This is a genomic window from Halomonas sp. V046, from assembly GCF_052645355.1.
On record NZ_JBQXYF010000013.1, the window covers coordinates 37,391 to 51,042 of the forward strand.

General features: G+C 61.0%; 10 protein-coding genes. 4 read left to right on the forward strand and 6 right to left on the reverse strand.

Features of this window, described 5'->3' with window-relative positions; genetic code table 11:
• The first annotated feature begins 27 nt into the window (after positions 1–27).
• On the forward strand, positions 28–1,026 hold the full coding sequence (locus ACUN9Y_RS17170; RefSeq protein WP_445462040.1) for a DNA-directed RNA polymerase subunit alpha: 999 nt from the start codon (positions 28–30) through the stop codon (positions 1,024–1,026).
• Positions 1,027–1,065: 39 nt separating this feature from the next.
• Positions 1,066–1,452, forward strand: a complete 387-nt coding sequence (gene rplQ, locus ACUN9Y_RS17175; protein WP_445461940.1) for a 50S ribosomal protein L17 — start codon at positions 1,066–1,068, stop codon at positions 1,450–1,452.
• Positions 1,453–1,560: 108 nt separating this feature from the next.
• On the opposite strand, the gene ACUN9Y_RS17180 is transcribed toward rplQ, so the two are convergent.
• The 5 genes from ACUN9Y_RS17180 to uvrA form a co-directional block, all read right to left on the reverse strand.
• Positions 1,561–1,989, reverse strand: a complete 429-nt coding sequence (locus ACUN9Y_RS17180; RefSeq protein ID WP_445461941.1) for a helix-turn-helix domain-containing protein — start codon at positions 1,987–1,989, stop codon at positions 1,561–1,563.
• A 488-nt stretch (positions 1,990–2,477) separates the two neighbouring features.
• Entirely contained in the window at positions 2,478–2,879 is a 402-nt protein-coding gene (locus ACUN9Y_RS17185) for a M15 family metallopeptidase (protein WP_445461942.1), read from the reverse strand.
• Positions 2,880–3,137: 258 nt separating this feature from the next.
• Positions 3,138–3,458: a hypothetical protein gene (locus ACUN9Y_RS17190; RefSeq protein WP_445461943.1), complete on the reverse strand. Its 321-nt coding sequence runs from the start codon at positions 3,456–3,458 to the stop codon at positions 3,138–3,140.
• Between the two features lie 288 nt (positions 3,459–3,746).
• Positions 3,747–5,990, reverse strand: coding sequence for a glycosyl hydrolase family 28-related protein (locus ACUN9Y_RS17195; RefSeq protein ID WP_445461944.1), 2,244 nt, complete (start codon positions 5,988–5,990; stop codon positions 3,747–3,749).
• Between the two features lie 1,428 nt (positions 5,991–7,418).
• The gene (uvrA, locus tag ACUN9Y_RS17200; protein ID WP_445461945.1) at positions 7,419–10,301 is read right to left on the reverse strand and encodes an excinuclease ABC subunit UvrA; all 2,883 of its coding nucleotides are present in this window, start codon (positions 10,299–10,301) and stop codon (positions 7,419–7,421) included.
• A 158-nt stretch (positions 10,302–10,459) separates the two neighbouring features.
• On the opposite strand from uvrA, the gene ACUN9Y_RS17205 reads away from it, so the two are divergent.
• Complete coding sequence (locus tag ACUN9Y_RS17205; RefSeq protein WP_445461946.1) at positions 10,460–11,836, forward strand: MFS transporter; 1,377 nt, start codon at positions 10,460–10,462, stop codon at positions 11,834–11,836.
• A 287-nt stretch (positions 11,837–12,123) separates the two neighbouring features.
• Positions 12,124–12,798 (forward strand): single-stranded DNA-binding protein, encoded by a 675-nt coding sequence (gene ssb / locus ACUN9Y_RS17210; protein WP_445461947.1) that lies wholly within the window; start codon positions 12,124–12,126, stop codon positions 12,796–12,798.
• Between the two features lie 195 nt (positions 12,799–12,993).
• Here ssb and ACUN9Y_RS17215 read toward each other — a convergent pair whose 3' ends face one another.
• A complete protein-coding gene (locus tag ACUN9Y_RS17215; protein WP_445461948.1) occupies positions 12,994–13,512 on the reverse strand; it encodes an AmiS/UreI family transporter in 519 nt (172 codons plus the stop codon).
• Positions 13,513–13,652 lie beyond the last annotated feature (140 nt).

Genomic DNA, 13,652 nt, shown 5'->3' on the forward strand with positions numbered 1-13,652 from the left:
CCGTTTGGCAGCCTGAAAGGTGTTCATATGCAGCGTTCAGTGACAGAGTTTCTCCGTCCTCGCGACATCAAGGTCGAAGAGATCAGCGCACACCACGCAAAGATCGTTCTCGAGCCCTTCGAGCGTGGCTTCGGTCACACCCTGGGCAACGCTCTGCGTCGTATCCTGCTCTCGTCCATGCCCGGCTGCGCCGTGGTGGAAGCCGAGATCGCCGGTGTCGATCATGAGTACAGTGCGATCGAGGGTGTCCAGGAAGATGTCATCGAAATCCTCCTGAACCTCAAAGACGTGGCGATCAAGATGCACAGCCGCGACGAGGCGGTGCTCTCGCTGAACAAGCAGGGCCCGGCCGTCGTCACTGCGGGTGACATCGCCGTCGATCACGACGTCGACATCGTCAATCCCGAGCACGTCATCGCCCATATCAATGAAGGCGCTGAGCTGAAGATGCAGCTCAAGATTGCCCGTGGTCGCGGTTACGAGCCTGCGGACGTCCGCAGCGAAGCCGACGACGAATCACGTGCCATCGGTCGCCTGCAGCTGGATGCAACCTTCAGCCCTGTGCGTCGTGTTTCCTATTCTGTCGAAGCGGCCCGCGTGGAACAGCGCACCGACCTCGACAAGCTGATCATCGATCTGGAAACCGACGGCACCCTGGATCCGGAAGAGGCGATCCGTCGCAGCGCAACCATCCTGCAAGAGCAGCTGGCTGCGTTCGTCGACCTGGAAGCCGACAAGGAACAGGAAGTGGTTGAGGAAGAGGATCATATCGATCCGATCCTGCTGCGTCCCGTAGACGATCTCGAGTTGACCGTTCGTAGCGCCAACTGCCTCAAGGCCGAGAACATCTATTACATCGGCGATCTGATTCAGCGCACCGAAGTTGAGCTGTTGAAGACACCGAATCTCGGTAAGAAGTCCTTGAATGAAATCAAGGATGTGTTGGCAGCACGTGGTCTATCCCTCGGCATGCGGCTGGAAAATTGGCCGCCGGCTAGCCTGAAGGACGACAAGGCCACCGCCTGAGCGTCGGCTCGAGTCCCAGTTTGGTAAGGAATTACAACCATGCGTCATCGTAAGAGTGGTCGTCACCTCAATCGTACCAGCTCGCATCGCCAGGCCATGTTCCAGAACATGAGCGTGTCGCTGGTCGAGCACGAGGTCATCAAGACAACCCTGCCCAAGGCCAAGGAGCTGCGTCGTCACATCGAGCCGCTGATCACCCTGGCCAAGCAGGACAGCGTCGCCAACCGTCGTCTGGCCTTCAGCCGCACCCGCTCCAAAGAAGCGGTCGGCAAGCTCTTCAACGAGCTGGGTCCGCGTTACGTCGAGCGTCCGGGCGGTTACGTCCGTATCCTCAAGTGCGGCTTCCGCACCGGCGATAATGCGCCCATGGCCTATGTCGAATTGGTCGATCGCCCCGTCGTGGAAGAGGCGGCCGGCGAGGAGTAATCCTTGCGGCATCCGCTCCACGAACCAAACCGGCTCCTTACGGAGCCGGTTTTTTTTGATATCGCGGCCGGGCTTCTCGTCGCGTCCGTCGGCCTAGCTCGACAGCATCTAGGCCTGACCTGCGTGGGATCTTTGTGCCGCTCTGGCGCTTTCGTCTTCGCGATTGATCTGATCGAGTAGCTCGAGAAAGCGAGTGAGTTGGCTAGAAGATAGCTCCTTGCGCAACGACAGCAGGTACTTGCCGTTGGCGGTGCTCTTGACGTCGACCACATCGTCTTCGCCGGCACGCTCCTGGGCTTCGGCGATGCCGGTCAGCTCCGCCGGGTCGACTCGCAGTACCCGAGACAGCTTCACCGCGTGTTCATAGCTTGGGATGGACCTTCCTCTGGCGTAGAGGCTGATGTTGTTGCGCGGCATCCCCGCTCGGCGAGCCAGGTCCGATTGACTCCAGTCGTGGCGCTTCATCGTCGCCAGTACCAGGCTCTGAACGTGCTGCTTGAGGCGCTCCTTCGGGCCTAGTTCATTGTCGTTTTCCATGTTTCCCGGCCCTGTTGTCGCATGTTCGCGGCGACGTGCATATGGCAGTGCCGCGCTGGTCGTGTCCGTCGATGCGGCTGTAGCGTAGATCATACAAATAATACATACAATAGCGCAGAAGGGCCGGTCGTGGGGTGGTGCCGCGCTATTGCTCATACCCCATCCGGGGTGAGTGTGGGTAGGAGGGGGAGGTGTCCGGCGGTGCTGGTCAGCGTTATCGGCGATTCGCGACGATACCGCAGGAGCCGGGGCGAGGGCCGCCGCCTAGCGCTGCCCGGCGGCCGGTGTTCCAGCATCGTTGGCCTGGGCAGCGCTGGGCGCATCTTGTCAGTCGCAGAGCCGTCTTGCGATGATCCCTACGGCGGCGTAGACGCAGCAGGCGAACGCTTGCGTTGCCACGCGATCGGCACCGAGCAATTTGCTGACCAGCAGTGCGCTCTCCGCCATGAGAAGCGGGGTCGCTGCCAGCAGAATTCTGCGGCACGGCGTCACGCTGGATACTCCTTCCAGGAGAGTTGGAAGTGCGGGCCGTCCTTGAATCGCGGCCAATCTCCACCCCACTCTATCGGCACCGCTGCTGCCCTTGCGGCTGCTTTCATCGCGTCGGCGATTCGGTAGTAGAGGGGCCAATCCCAACGGATTCTGCCACCGATGTAGGCCGCAAGATCGACGGCATGCCCCGTTAGATGGCGGCTGTTCATGGTCTTGCTGGCTCCGCTGGCGACGAGTGTCTGCTGTCGCTCTTTGCTGCGACGCCCTTCGAGGACGCCAAAATCCACGTCCGATAGGGTGAGGGCAAGGTGCACGATCCTGATCAAGTCAGGATGAACGCCGTTCAGGTTGCTCAGACTACGGTCACTCAGGTGGAATTTCTTTATGCGCTCGTTCATGACGAACTCCTCGCTTATCGATGTAACATCTCAAGAGTGCTTCTTCTGTGGGTTTGAATATCGATATGTCCTCCCGTCGTCGGTAGGCTTTAGCCTGTTGTGTGGCGGCCGACGGCATTGACGAGGCAGTTGATGGCCTGTGCGAGATTTGAGCAGCGGCAATGGATGACGGTTTATTGTGGTTGGTTACTAGGAAACAGTTTCTTTATTCGTCATATTGTGGGGGTGTGAGTCCGATGCTAACTATCTATAGGTGCTTTACTTACCTTGCCGTATACGTTCAATAAGCGCTTCAATCAGTCTGCCAATTACCGTAGGTCCGGCTCTTCCAAGTGCTACGGCAACCGCCGTTGCTGCCCATCGACCGAGAAAAAAGAATTCGTCGATACCTTCGGCAATGAATGCGAGTGCGATAAGCCCGATACCATCGGCAAGCAGGTCCCGTGACCAGAATTTTTCTCGCAGTCCTCTCTGCACGTGGTCGAGCAGACGGACAACCATGCCTAGCGCAACACCGGCAGCGGTGGAAAAGAACACCGTCAGCGGCTCCATTAGTTCTGTATTGTTTCTCCACGGCATGATATGTCCTCGTTGCTGAATTCAGAATCTGGACGTTCAGGTCCTCATAACGGGATCTTTCTGATCCGGCCTCGGCCAAGTCGATATTTGTTTTAAGGTGTTATTTTGAGCGGCGGTAGTCTGGTCCCTTTTGCTCGGGTCTGGATTTTCTATTAACGTTCTCTAGGCTGCCGGGGTGCAGGGGATAAGCTGATGGTGTCAATGCTGGACTTAACACCCCGGCAATACTCGATTCGTTGTTCTTTAGAGACTCCGTTGTACCTCAGGTCCGGTTGGTCTCGCCCAGAATCAGGCGATGACAGCCAGCTTTCTCATGTTTCCGTCGGCATCCTTTATCTCGATAAAGCCGACGGTGGCGTTGTCGCTGGTAGAGCGAAACTCACCGAACTTGACTCGCCCACCTTCCGTCGGCTGAAGCATGAGATCCTGATCTGGTTGGCTAGCATCGAGACTGCTTGCCTTCAGAGTTACGGTGTTTGTTCTATTGTTAGACGACAGGACTTCTAGTCGATTTGCGGCCTTGTTCTTTCCCGTTCCTGCCGTTAGTTTCAAGACGGGGCCCGACTTGACATCGAACAGAATGGTTTCGGCTTTGATGGCCAGCCCGCCTTCTGTCGCGGGGAGAGATATCACATCGTTGTTTCCATCGCGGACGGTCTCAAATTGTCCGGGGAGTACACCGTCGGTCCTTGTTTTTACGTTAGAAATAATGCTCTCGCGGGCCAAGGAGGCATCGACGGATGTTCCCGACCGGTGGCAGACGATGTTCGAGACGATATTGTGACTCCCTCCCTCGAGCCTGATGCCGGCGTTGTCGTCAGTCACGGCTTGCACGTTGCCGTTGAAGTTCGTCAGCATGGTGACGTTGGCGATGGTGGTGCTCTCCGTATGCATGCGGATAGCGCAGTACCCTTTCAGGGCATCGTTGGTTGCATTGTTTGCCCTGTTCCCCTCGCATTTTCTCTGCAAGAAGAAGCAGTTAGAGATGTTGCTGTACTTGCTGATGCTGGGGTTTCCATTGGTATCGTGGATAACATCTTCCATCCAGATGCCATACTGTTCGCATGCATAGTGCCCGCCGCGAATGCTGAAGTTGTTGGATGGGCCCACCAGTTCCTTGAAGTGGATCCCCACGTTCGCAGCAACCACAACGCCATCTACCCAGTTGTCTCCCTCGCTATGTCCCGAAACGACATATCCGGTCTTCACTCGGTAAACGTCGACTTTGCTGAATACTACGCCGGTGCAATCTAGTGCCTTGATGCCGACGGTTTCCGTGTCATAGTCATCCTTGCTACACCGTTCTTTTCCGTAGATAAAGATGGCGTTAAGTACAGATTTGTCAGCACTGTCCATCACTATCGCGGTTTTCCACTCGTACCAATTTTTCGGTGTTGCTCGAGTGTCGTGACCGTGAAACTTGAGGTTCTGAAGAAAGAACTTGCAAGGTGACGGTCCTGCCGCGCCGCGCGAGATCAACGTTAACCCGGTATAGACACCCTTGGCTTTCGTCAGAAAACTCAGATCGCGGATGACGGCCGCATCTCGGCGTGTGTCGCTGGATGAGTCGATGGTGATGCCATCGGTCTCGAACACCAGTTCACTGGATAGGGGGCCGTTTCCTTGCAAAGACACGACCTTGGTGATGACTAGCGGTTTTTTGCACAGGTACTCGCCGCTGGGGAAGAACACCACCTGGCCTAGCGTGGCGGTTGCGATCGCCGTATTGATAGCCGCCCAGTCGTCCGCCACGCCGTCGCCCGAGGCGCCGAAGTCCTTCACGTTGATCACATCCGCGAAGCGTTCCGCCAGCGAGCGAGGCACCACGGATCCCTGTGCGGTCACCATCATGGCGCCGGCCTCGCCCACTTCCACTAGCCCCGACGCTGCCCCGGCTCGGTCAGTGAGGCGCTGCCTGGTGGGGGCGGGCGGGGGTGAAAGGTTCTGGCCACGCCCCCGCCCTCGCCGGCTGAGAGCCAGTGCTCCAATGCCTTCGGGGCGATAGGTGGTGAAGTGGCGACGCGGGTAGCCTTGTTGGGCGATGTCGACGTCGCTGGTAGTCGCCTCAGCGGCGTTGGCACCTTCGGCCTCGTTGCCGACTGGGAGTGTTCTCGTCCATTCGACTGCTCGGGTGACCGCGGCCCGGGCAAGCTCGACGATGGCCGCTGTGGCCCAGGTTGCCTGCGGTGTCCTGGAGAAATCGAACACCAGGTGGAAGGCCCGATCTGAGCGGCTGTGCGTTGAGGCGTTATTGACGGCTACGAGCCAGCGCCGGTCGTCGGTGATGAATGACTCGCCGGCGGCGTAAGCCCTGAGAGGGTCGAAGGGCCCTGTCATGCTGGAACCGATCGCGCTTGGCGCCGATGCGCCGTGGGACGCGCTGTCGTCTTCCATCATCATCGGCAGGGTGCTGGCGGCGGCGAGGAAATGCCGGGCCAGATCTTCCAGCCCGGCGGCGAGCGATGAGTGGTGCTCATCATCTGAGTGAGTGGGCGATACATCGGCGTAGTCGCGCGGTGATGAAAGGTTCATTACTTTGCCCTCGTAAGAAAGTTTTGATGACTTGCATGTCGGAGTGTATGGAAAAAAATACGCTGTGTATTGGTAGTAATCCAAGAGGTGTAATGGGTTTGTATCCATCTTGACGTATTCGGGTTTTGTATCGTTTTTGTGATCGAATAGCCGGTCATGGTGATGCGTTTCGGCGTGAGAGTGGCCGTGGGTATTGGTGCGGTGTTCGGCAGCGCGTGGGCTGGGTAGGTGAGGGCTGCCCTATCTGATATTGGCGGTACCTCTTCCTGCTGTTCGCTCCTCCCTCATTCGTTCGTCGGTTGTCCCGGGTTCATGGGCTGTCGCCGCCCCTTCGGTTGCTGGCAAGTGCCGGGTGGCTCTCGGATCCTTCATGGGGTCGGGCTCTGCGCTGGGCATGGCGTTCATCTGTCGAGGCGGGCCGCGTGGCGCCTTGTCTGGCTATCGGTGTGAAATGGCTGTCGGAGAATACAGGTTGGCGGGCGAGGCATTGGGCCTGTGGTTTGGCGGCGTTTGAGGCGGGCGTTGGCCGCAGCCTCCGCGGCTTTCGCGGTTGCCGTGTCGCTTGCGTGCTAGCGGTCGTAGGGGTGTGTTGCGCGCGGTGCCGATGGAGGGGGCGTCGCGTGGCGGTACGGTACGCAAGGGGTGGCTAGCCTCGCCGTCGTACCGGTGTGGTCGGGGCGCCTGTTCCCAGGGTGGGGGCGGTGACTATCGGTGTGGTGCGTTTTTCGTCGCCGGGTATTCCCAAGGGGGCGTTGATGCAGTGAGGGGCGCTTTTCTTTGATTTTGCGGTAGAAATGAGGCCATTTCATTTTGGTATTAGCAGCATTCTGTATGGTGTGTAATACTTTGGAATGCTGTGAAATACATTAGAGTTTTACAGATATTTCCAAGGCCCCGGATATTCCTTATGTTTTCCGCACACGGCACTGTCGTGTCGCGTTCAGGAGGGCGATCACCTTGTCTATTCGCATCATGCTTCAGCTTGATACTCCCTGCGGGCCCGCGGTCGTGGCGATCGAGCACGACAGCGTCGCATCCGCCGTCCGGGAGGCAGATGTGGTGACGGCCGCACTATTGGCCGCCTTGGGCCAGGGGCGGCGTGGCTTGCCTATCCGCATGGCGAGCTGTCAGGCGAAAGCGCATATTGCCGTCAGCCTGGCACATCGGTGGGCGAGAGGGAGGACCTGTGGCGTCAAGCGGAAGCCTGTCACGATTACCTTTGAGAAAGCGGCCTGTGACAGGCGGTCGAGGACCGGGCAGCGGCGCTGACCCGGCGGTATTGGGCGCTTGATGTGTCGCGCCGGCGGCTGGGGCCAGAGAGCTCCTTGCCTGGAGGTCTCTGGCCAACGAGTGGCAATGGCCGGGACCGAGAGGCGAGGCCTTCGTCGATGCTGGGCGACGAAGGCCTCGGTGCGAAAGGACGCGGTTTCAGGCGGTGGCTTCACTCTTGTGCTTGCCGCCCTTGCTGTCGCCTGTGGGCCTGGCCTGTTTCTCCAGTAGCGGCTTCAGGAAGCGCCCGGTGTGGGAAACCTCCATCTTGGCGACCTGCTCTGGGGTGCCTTCGGCGATGATGCGTCCCCCTCCGGAGCCACCCTCAGGGCCGAGATCGATCAGCCAGTCGGCGGTCTTGATCACGTCCAGGTTGTGTTCGATGACGACGATGGTGTTGCCGTGGTCGCGTAGCCGGTGCAGCACGGTCAAAAGCTGGCGGATGTCCTCGAAGTGCAGGCCGGTAGTCGGCTCGTCGAGGATGTACAGGGTCTGGCCGGTGTCGCGCTTGGCCAGCTCCCGGGCCAGCTTGACCCGCTGGGCCTCGCCGCCGGATAGCGTCGTCGCGCTCTGGCCAAGGCGAATGTAGGTCAGCCCGACATCGAGCAGGGTCTGCAGCCGACGCGCGATGGCGGGCACCGGGCTGAAGAACTCCAGGGCCTCCTCGACGGTCATCTCCAGCACCTGGTCGATGGTCTTGCCCTTGTACTGGATATCCAGTGTCTCTCGGTTATAGCGCTTGCCCTTGCAGACATCGCACGGCACGTAGATGTCCGGCAGGAAGTGCATCTCGACCTTGATCATGCCTTCGCCCTGGCAGGCTTCGCAGCGCCCTCCCTTGACGTTAAACGAGAAGCGGCCGGGCTTGTAGCCGCGGGAGCGGGCTTCCTGGGTGCCGGCGAAGAGCTCACGAATGGGGGTGAAGATGCCGGTATAGGTGGCGGGGTTGGAGCGCGGCGTGCGGCCGATCGGACTCTGGTCGATGTCGATGACCTTGTCGAGCTGATCGAGACCCTCGATGCTCTCGTAGGCCGACGGGGTCAGGCTGGTGGCGCGATTGAGCTCGCGAGCGGCGATCGGCATCAGGGTGGCGTTGATCAATGTCGACTTGCCCGAGCCCGAGACCCCGGTGACGCAGACCAGCAGGCCAAGCGGTAGCGTAAGGGTCACGTCCTGGAGGTTGTTGCCGCTGGCACCGGACAGCTTGAGTACCTTGTCGGGATTGCCGGGAATGCGCCACGGCGGGACCGCGATGGCGCGGCTGCCAGATAGATACTGGCCGGTGAGCGAGTTCGGGTTGGCCATGATATCGGCGGGGGTGCCCTCGGCGACGATCTCGCCGCCGTGCACGCCGGCGCCGGGGCCGATGTCGAGCACGTGGTCGGCGGCACGAATGGCGTCCTCGTCGTGCTCGACCACGATCACTGTGTTGCCCAGATCGCGCAGGCGTTCCAGGGTCTTGAGCAGGCGGTCGTTGTCGCGCTGGTGCAGGCCGATGGAGGGTTCGTCGAGGATGTACATTACCCCGACCAGGCCGGCGCCGATCTGGCTGGCCAGGCGAATGCGCTGGGCCTCGCCCCCGGACAGGGTCTCGGCGCTGCGCTCCAGGTTCAGATAGTCGAGGCCGACGTTGACCAGGAACTCGAGCCGTGCGGAGATCTCGTTGAGAATCTTGACGGCGATTTCGCCCTTGCGGCCGGGCATCGACAGCTCGGCGAAGTAGCGCTGGGCCTCGCCGATGGGCAGGCGCACCAGTTGCGGCAGGGTGTTGCCGTCGATAAACACATGGCGCGACTCCTTGCGCAGGCGCGAGCCTTCACAGGTGCGACAGGGCTGGACGGCGATATAGCGGGCCAGCTCCTCGCGCACCATGCTCGATTCGGTTTCCCGGTAGCGGCGTTGCATGTTCGGCAGCACGCCCTCGAAGGGGTGCTCCCGGGTGACCTTCTTGCCGCGGTCGTTGACGTAGGTGAAGGCGATGTCGTCATGGCCGCTGCCGTTGAGGATCATCTCGCGCTCATGACGGGCGAGCTCCTGCCACGGCGTCTCCAGGGTGAAGCGGTAGTGGTCTGCCACGGACTTCAGCTGATTGAAGTAGTAGACGCTGCGTCTATCCCAACCCTTGATCACGCCTTCGGCCAACGACAGTTCCGGGTGGCTGATCAGCTTCTCCGGGTCGAAAATCTGCTGCACGCCGAGTCCGTCGCAGGTGGGGCAGGCGCCGGCCGGATTGTTGAACGAGAACATGCGTGGCTCGAGCTCGGCGATGGAGTAGCCGCAGATCGGGCAGGCAAACCGCGAGGAGAAGGCGATGTCGTCGCGCTCGCCGTCCATGAAGTGGATCATGGCCGTGCCGTCGGCAAGCCCCAGGGCCGTCTCGAAGGATTCGGCCAGGCGCTGGGCGAGGTCGTCGCGGACCTTGATGCGATCCACCACTACGCTGATGTCGTGCTTGCGGTTCTTGTCCAGCGGGGCGATGTCGTCGAGTTCCAGCACCTGACCATCGATCATGGCACGCACGAAGCCCTGGGCCCGCAGCTCGGCGAGTAGCTGCAGGTGCTCTCCCTTGCGGCCGCTGACCACCGGGGCCATCAGCATCAGTTTGCTGCCTTCGGGCAGCGCCAGGACCTGGTCGACCATCTGGGAGATGGTCTGGGCCTCGAGGTCCTCGCCGTGCTGTGGACAGCGTGGCGTTCCGGCGCGCGCAAACAGCAATCGCAAGTAGTCGTAGATCTCGGTGATGGTGCCAACCGTCGAGCGCGGATTGTGCGAGGTGGACTTCTGCTCGATGGAAATCGCCGGTGACAGGCCTTCGATATGATCGACGTCGGGCTTCTCCATCATCGACAGGAACTGACGAGCGTAAGTGGACAGCGATTCCACGTAGCGACGCTGGCCCTCCGCGTAGAGGGTGTCGAAGGCCAGCGATGACTTGCCTGACCCGGAAAGCCCGGTGACCACGATCAGCTTGTCCCGCGGTAGCTCGACATCGATCTGCTTGAGGTTGTGGGTGCGCGCACCCCTGACCAGAATCTTGTCCATTCCCACCTCGCGGACACGGCAAAAGGTCGATTATACGTGTCAGGCCGTGGCCGCGGCAAAGTCGCACAACCCTCGGCGTTCCCAGCCCGGGTGTGAAACGCTAGAATATGCGGTCCATCTTCGGGCCTCGCGCCTACCTTGAAATCGCCGGAATCTCTATGTCCAAGGCCAGACTGCTATTAGCCACCGAGCGGCGGGCCATCGTCGGCTTGGCCGGGCTCTATGCCACCCGCATGCTCGGTCTGTTCATGGTATTGCCTGTACTGGCACTCAATGCCGACCATCTCGCCGGTGCCACGCCCCTGCTCGTCGGCCTGGCGCTGGGTATCTATGGCCTGACCCAGGCCGTGTTGCAGATCCCGTTCGGCATGCTCTCCGATCGCGTCGGGCGCAAGCCGATCATCGCCGCCGGCCTCGGCTTGTTTCTGATCGGCAGCGTGGTTGCCGCCCAGGCCGACACCATCGCCATGATGATTGCGGGGCGCAGCCTGCAGGGCAGTGGCGCCGTGGCAGCGGCCATCATGGCGCTGCTGGCCGATCAGACTCGCGAACAGGTGCGCACCGCGGCCATGGCGACCATCGGCCTGTCGATCGGCGTTGCTTTTGCCGTGGCGATGGTGCTCGGGCCGCTGATTTCCAGCCACTTCGGCCTCGCCGGGGTGTTCTACTTCACCGCCATGCTGGCCGTGCTAGGCCTGGTAGTGCTGTGGAAGCTGGTCCCGCCGGCACCGAGGCGGCGCGGCCATCGCGACGTCGGAATCGACCGCGGTCAGCTCAAGAGCATCATCGGGCGCACCGACCTGTGGCGGATGGACGCTTCCATCTTCAGCCTCCACCTGGTGCTGATGGCGATCTTCACCGCGGTGCCGTTTCGCCTGGTCGAGGCGGGCATCGCAGAGCCGCGTCATGGGCTCGTCTACCTCGGTGTCATGGGGTTGTCCTTCGTGGCCATGGTGCCGCTGGTGATCGTCGCCGAGAAGCGCCGCAAGATGAAGCTGATGTGCCTGGGCGCCATTGGCACCATCACGCTGAGCCTGCTGGGGCTCGGCGTTGCCGGCTCGGGGCTGGTCGCGCTGGTGGGCTGGTTGTTCGCCTTTTTCACCGCCTTCAATCTGCTCGAGGCCACCCTGCCATCGATGATCAGCAAGCTGGCGCCGGCCGGTGCCAAGGGCACCGCCATGGGGGTCTACTCGACCAGTCAGTTCCTTGGCGCTTTCCTCGGCGGCGTGCTGGGCGGTTTCTTGTCTCAGCAGTTTGGCCTCTCGGCGGTGTTCCTGGGGGTCGCCCTGCTGGCCGCCGGCTGGTTCGTGCTGATGCTCGGCATGACGGCGCCCAAGCACCTGTCGAGCGAGGTTGTCGTGCTCTCCGATGAACACCAGGGCGATGCCCTGGAGACGCTGATGGCGCGGTTTGCCGATGTCGCCGGCGTCGAGGACGTGATGGTGGTGCCCGAAGAACGCACGGCCTATCTCAAGGTTGACCGTAGCCGCCTCGATACCGAAGCGCTGTCTCGGTTGACCGGCGTGCGTGATTGAGCCGATCGGTCCTGGCGTATCGATGCACCCGTCGGGCGTCGAATGCGCCGCGCGGACTGGCTGTCGGTAGGCACCGATGGCGTTGTTTGCGCCGATCGCCGAATGTCGTGGGTCGGTATCCGACGGCAGCGATTTTCCGGGATCTCGCGTATAGTAGCGGGATCAGTTTTTTTCCATGGCGCCGGGGTCCGGCGTCGTGATGCATGTTCATGCGGGCTGCCGGGATGGCTGGCTTATCACGTCGGTCGTCCGGCCCGCAGCCCTTTGCCCAGATCAAGGAGTCAACCATGGCCCGTGGCGTCAACAAGGTCATCCTCATCGGCAACCTCGGTCAGGATCCTGAGGTGCGTTTTACCCCCTCAGGCACCGCCGTGGCCAACTTGAACGTTGCCACCACCGATACCTGGATGGACCGTCAGAGTGGTCAGCGCCAGGAGCGCACCGAGTGGCACCGGGTAGTGATGTTCAACAAGCTGGCGGAGATTTCCCAGCAGTATCTGAAGAAGGGCTCCAAGCTCTACCTCGAAGGCCGCCTGCAGACCCGCAAGTGGCAGGACCAGAACGGTCAGGACCGCTATTCGACCGAGATCGTTGCTAACGACATGCAGATGCTCGATGGTCGCGGCGAAGGCGGCCAGGGCGGCGGTCAGCAGGGCGGTGGCTATGGTGGCGGTCAGCAGGGTGGCGGTTATGGCGGCGGTCAGCAGGGCGCACCGCAGCAAGGCGGCGGCTTCGGCGGCCAGCAGGGCGGCGGTCAGCAAGGTGGCGGCTTTGGCGGCCAGCAGAGCGCACCGCAGCAAGGCGGCGGTTTCGGCGGCCAGCAGGGCGGAGCCCCGCAGAACCGTCCGACACCCCCGCCCGCCCCTAACCAGGGTGGCCAGCAAGGGGGAGGGCAGAAAGGCGGCTTCGGGGCTCCCGATCCGGGTAGCTTCGATGACTTCGACGACGAGATCCCGTTCTAAGGTCACCGTGTTGCGTCCAGCTTGGCTGGCCCTTGCATGACGCCATGGACCGATGACAAGCGCCCAGTGCCTCCAGCAGGACGCACGGGGCGTTTTTTTTGGGACGTTTTTTGGGGCGGATCAGGGGCGGTTCGGCTGGTGGCCCGTCGGGCATGAGTGGTGAATGATCGCGACGCTCGGCTTGCCGCTGCACGACTACAGGACGATGAGGCCCTGGAGAATCATGATGCCGGGGATCCATCCCGTGGCGATTGCGCAGAAGAGGGTGTACAGGGCGACCGCCTTCTGTATGTCCCGCTTGAGGGCCAGAAGGACGAAGTAGCTGAACCAGAGCATCGCCCAGGCGAACCAGTTGGCCGTGTCCCAGGCATCGAAGCGGCTGTCGATATGCAGGGTAGAGCCTATGGCAATGAGCCCGGCGGTGACGCTGACGAAAAGACAGAACCAGCCGAGTCCTCGGCCATCGTTGTTGAGAAACTGGTTGGCGCCGACCCAGAGATAGGTGAAGGCAAACAGCAGCGTAAAGGCGCCGGCGCTGATCAACGATGGGTCATTCGGGTCCTGCAGGACAAGATAGCCCGAGATGAAAAGGCTCAAGGTGCCCACCATGACATTGATCACCGCGACTTCCTTGTTCTCTATTTTACCTAGCAGCCAAATGCCGTTGATGAACAGAACGGCTCCGACATAAAACAAAGAAAGCCCAATAATCATCGTTTCTATCTCCTGCCACAGTGGTTTATGTTGGTTATTGATTGCTGTGGTTCGTCGTCGTTGCGCCGTATCTCTCTTTGGAATCGGTCCTTTCGACTAGCCTTGTATTTTGCGTATGTCGAGTCGTCCTTGGGGGCGTG

Excerpts from the sequence above, each read along its gene's own strand:
- ACUN9Y_RS17170 (WP_445462040.1), top strand. The coding sequence starts at position 28 with ATGCAGCGTTCAGTGACAGAGTTTCTCCGTCCTCGCGACATCAAGGTC.
- rplQ (WP_445461940.1), top strand. The coding sequence starts at position 1,066 with ATGCGTCATCGTAAGAGTGGTCGTCACCTCAATCGTACCAGCTCGCAT.
- ACUN9Y_RS17180 (WP_445461941.1), bottom strand. The coding sequence starts at position 1,989 with ATGGAAAACGACAATGAACTAGGCCCGAAGGAGCGCCTCAAGCAGCAC.
- ACUN9Y_RS17185 (WP_445461942.1), bottom strand. The coding sequence starts at position 2,879 with ATGAACGAGCGCATAAAGAAATTCCACCTGAGTGACCGTAGTCTGAGC.
- ACUN9Y_RS17190 (WP_445461943.1), bottom strand. The coding sequence starts at position 3,458 with ATGCCGTGGAGAAACAATACAGAACTAATGGAGCCGCTGACGGTGTTC.
- ACUN9Y_RS17195 (WP_445461944.1), bottom strand. The coding sequence starts at position 5,990 with ATGAACCTTTCATCACCGCGCGACTACGCCGATGTATCGCCCACTCAC.
- uvrA (WP_445461945.1), bottom strand. The coding sequence starts at position 10,301 with ATGGACAAGATTCTGGTCAGGGGTGCGCGCACCCACAACCTCAAGCAG.
- ACUN9Y_RS17205 (WP_445461946.1), top strand. The coding sequence starts at position 10,460 with ATGTCCAAGGCCAGACTGCTATTAGCCACCGAGCGGCGGGCCATCGTC.
- ssb (WP_445461947.1), top strand. The coding sequence starts at position 12,124 with ATGGCCCGTGGCGTCAACAAGGTCATCCTCATCGGCAACCTCGGTCAG.
- ACUN9Y_RS17215 (WP_445461948.1), bottom strand. The coding sequence starts at position 13,512 with ATGATTATTGGGCTTTCTTTGTTTTATGTCGGAGCCGTTCTGTTCATC.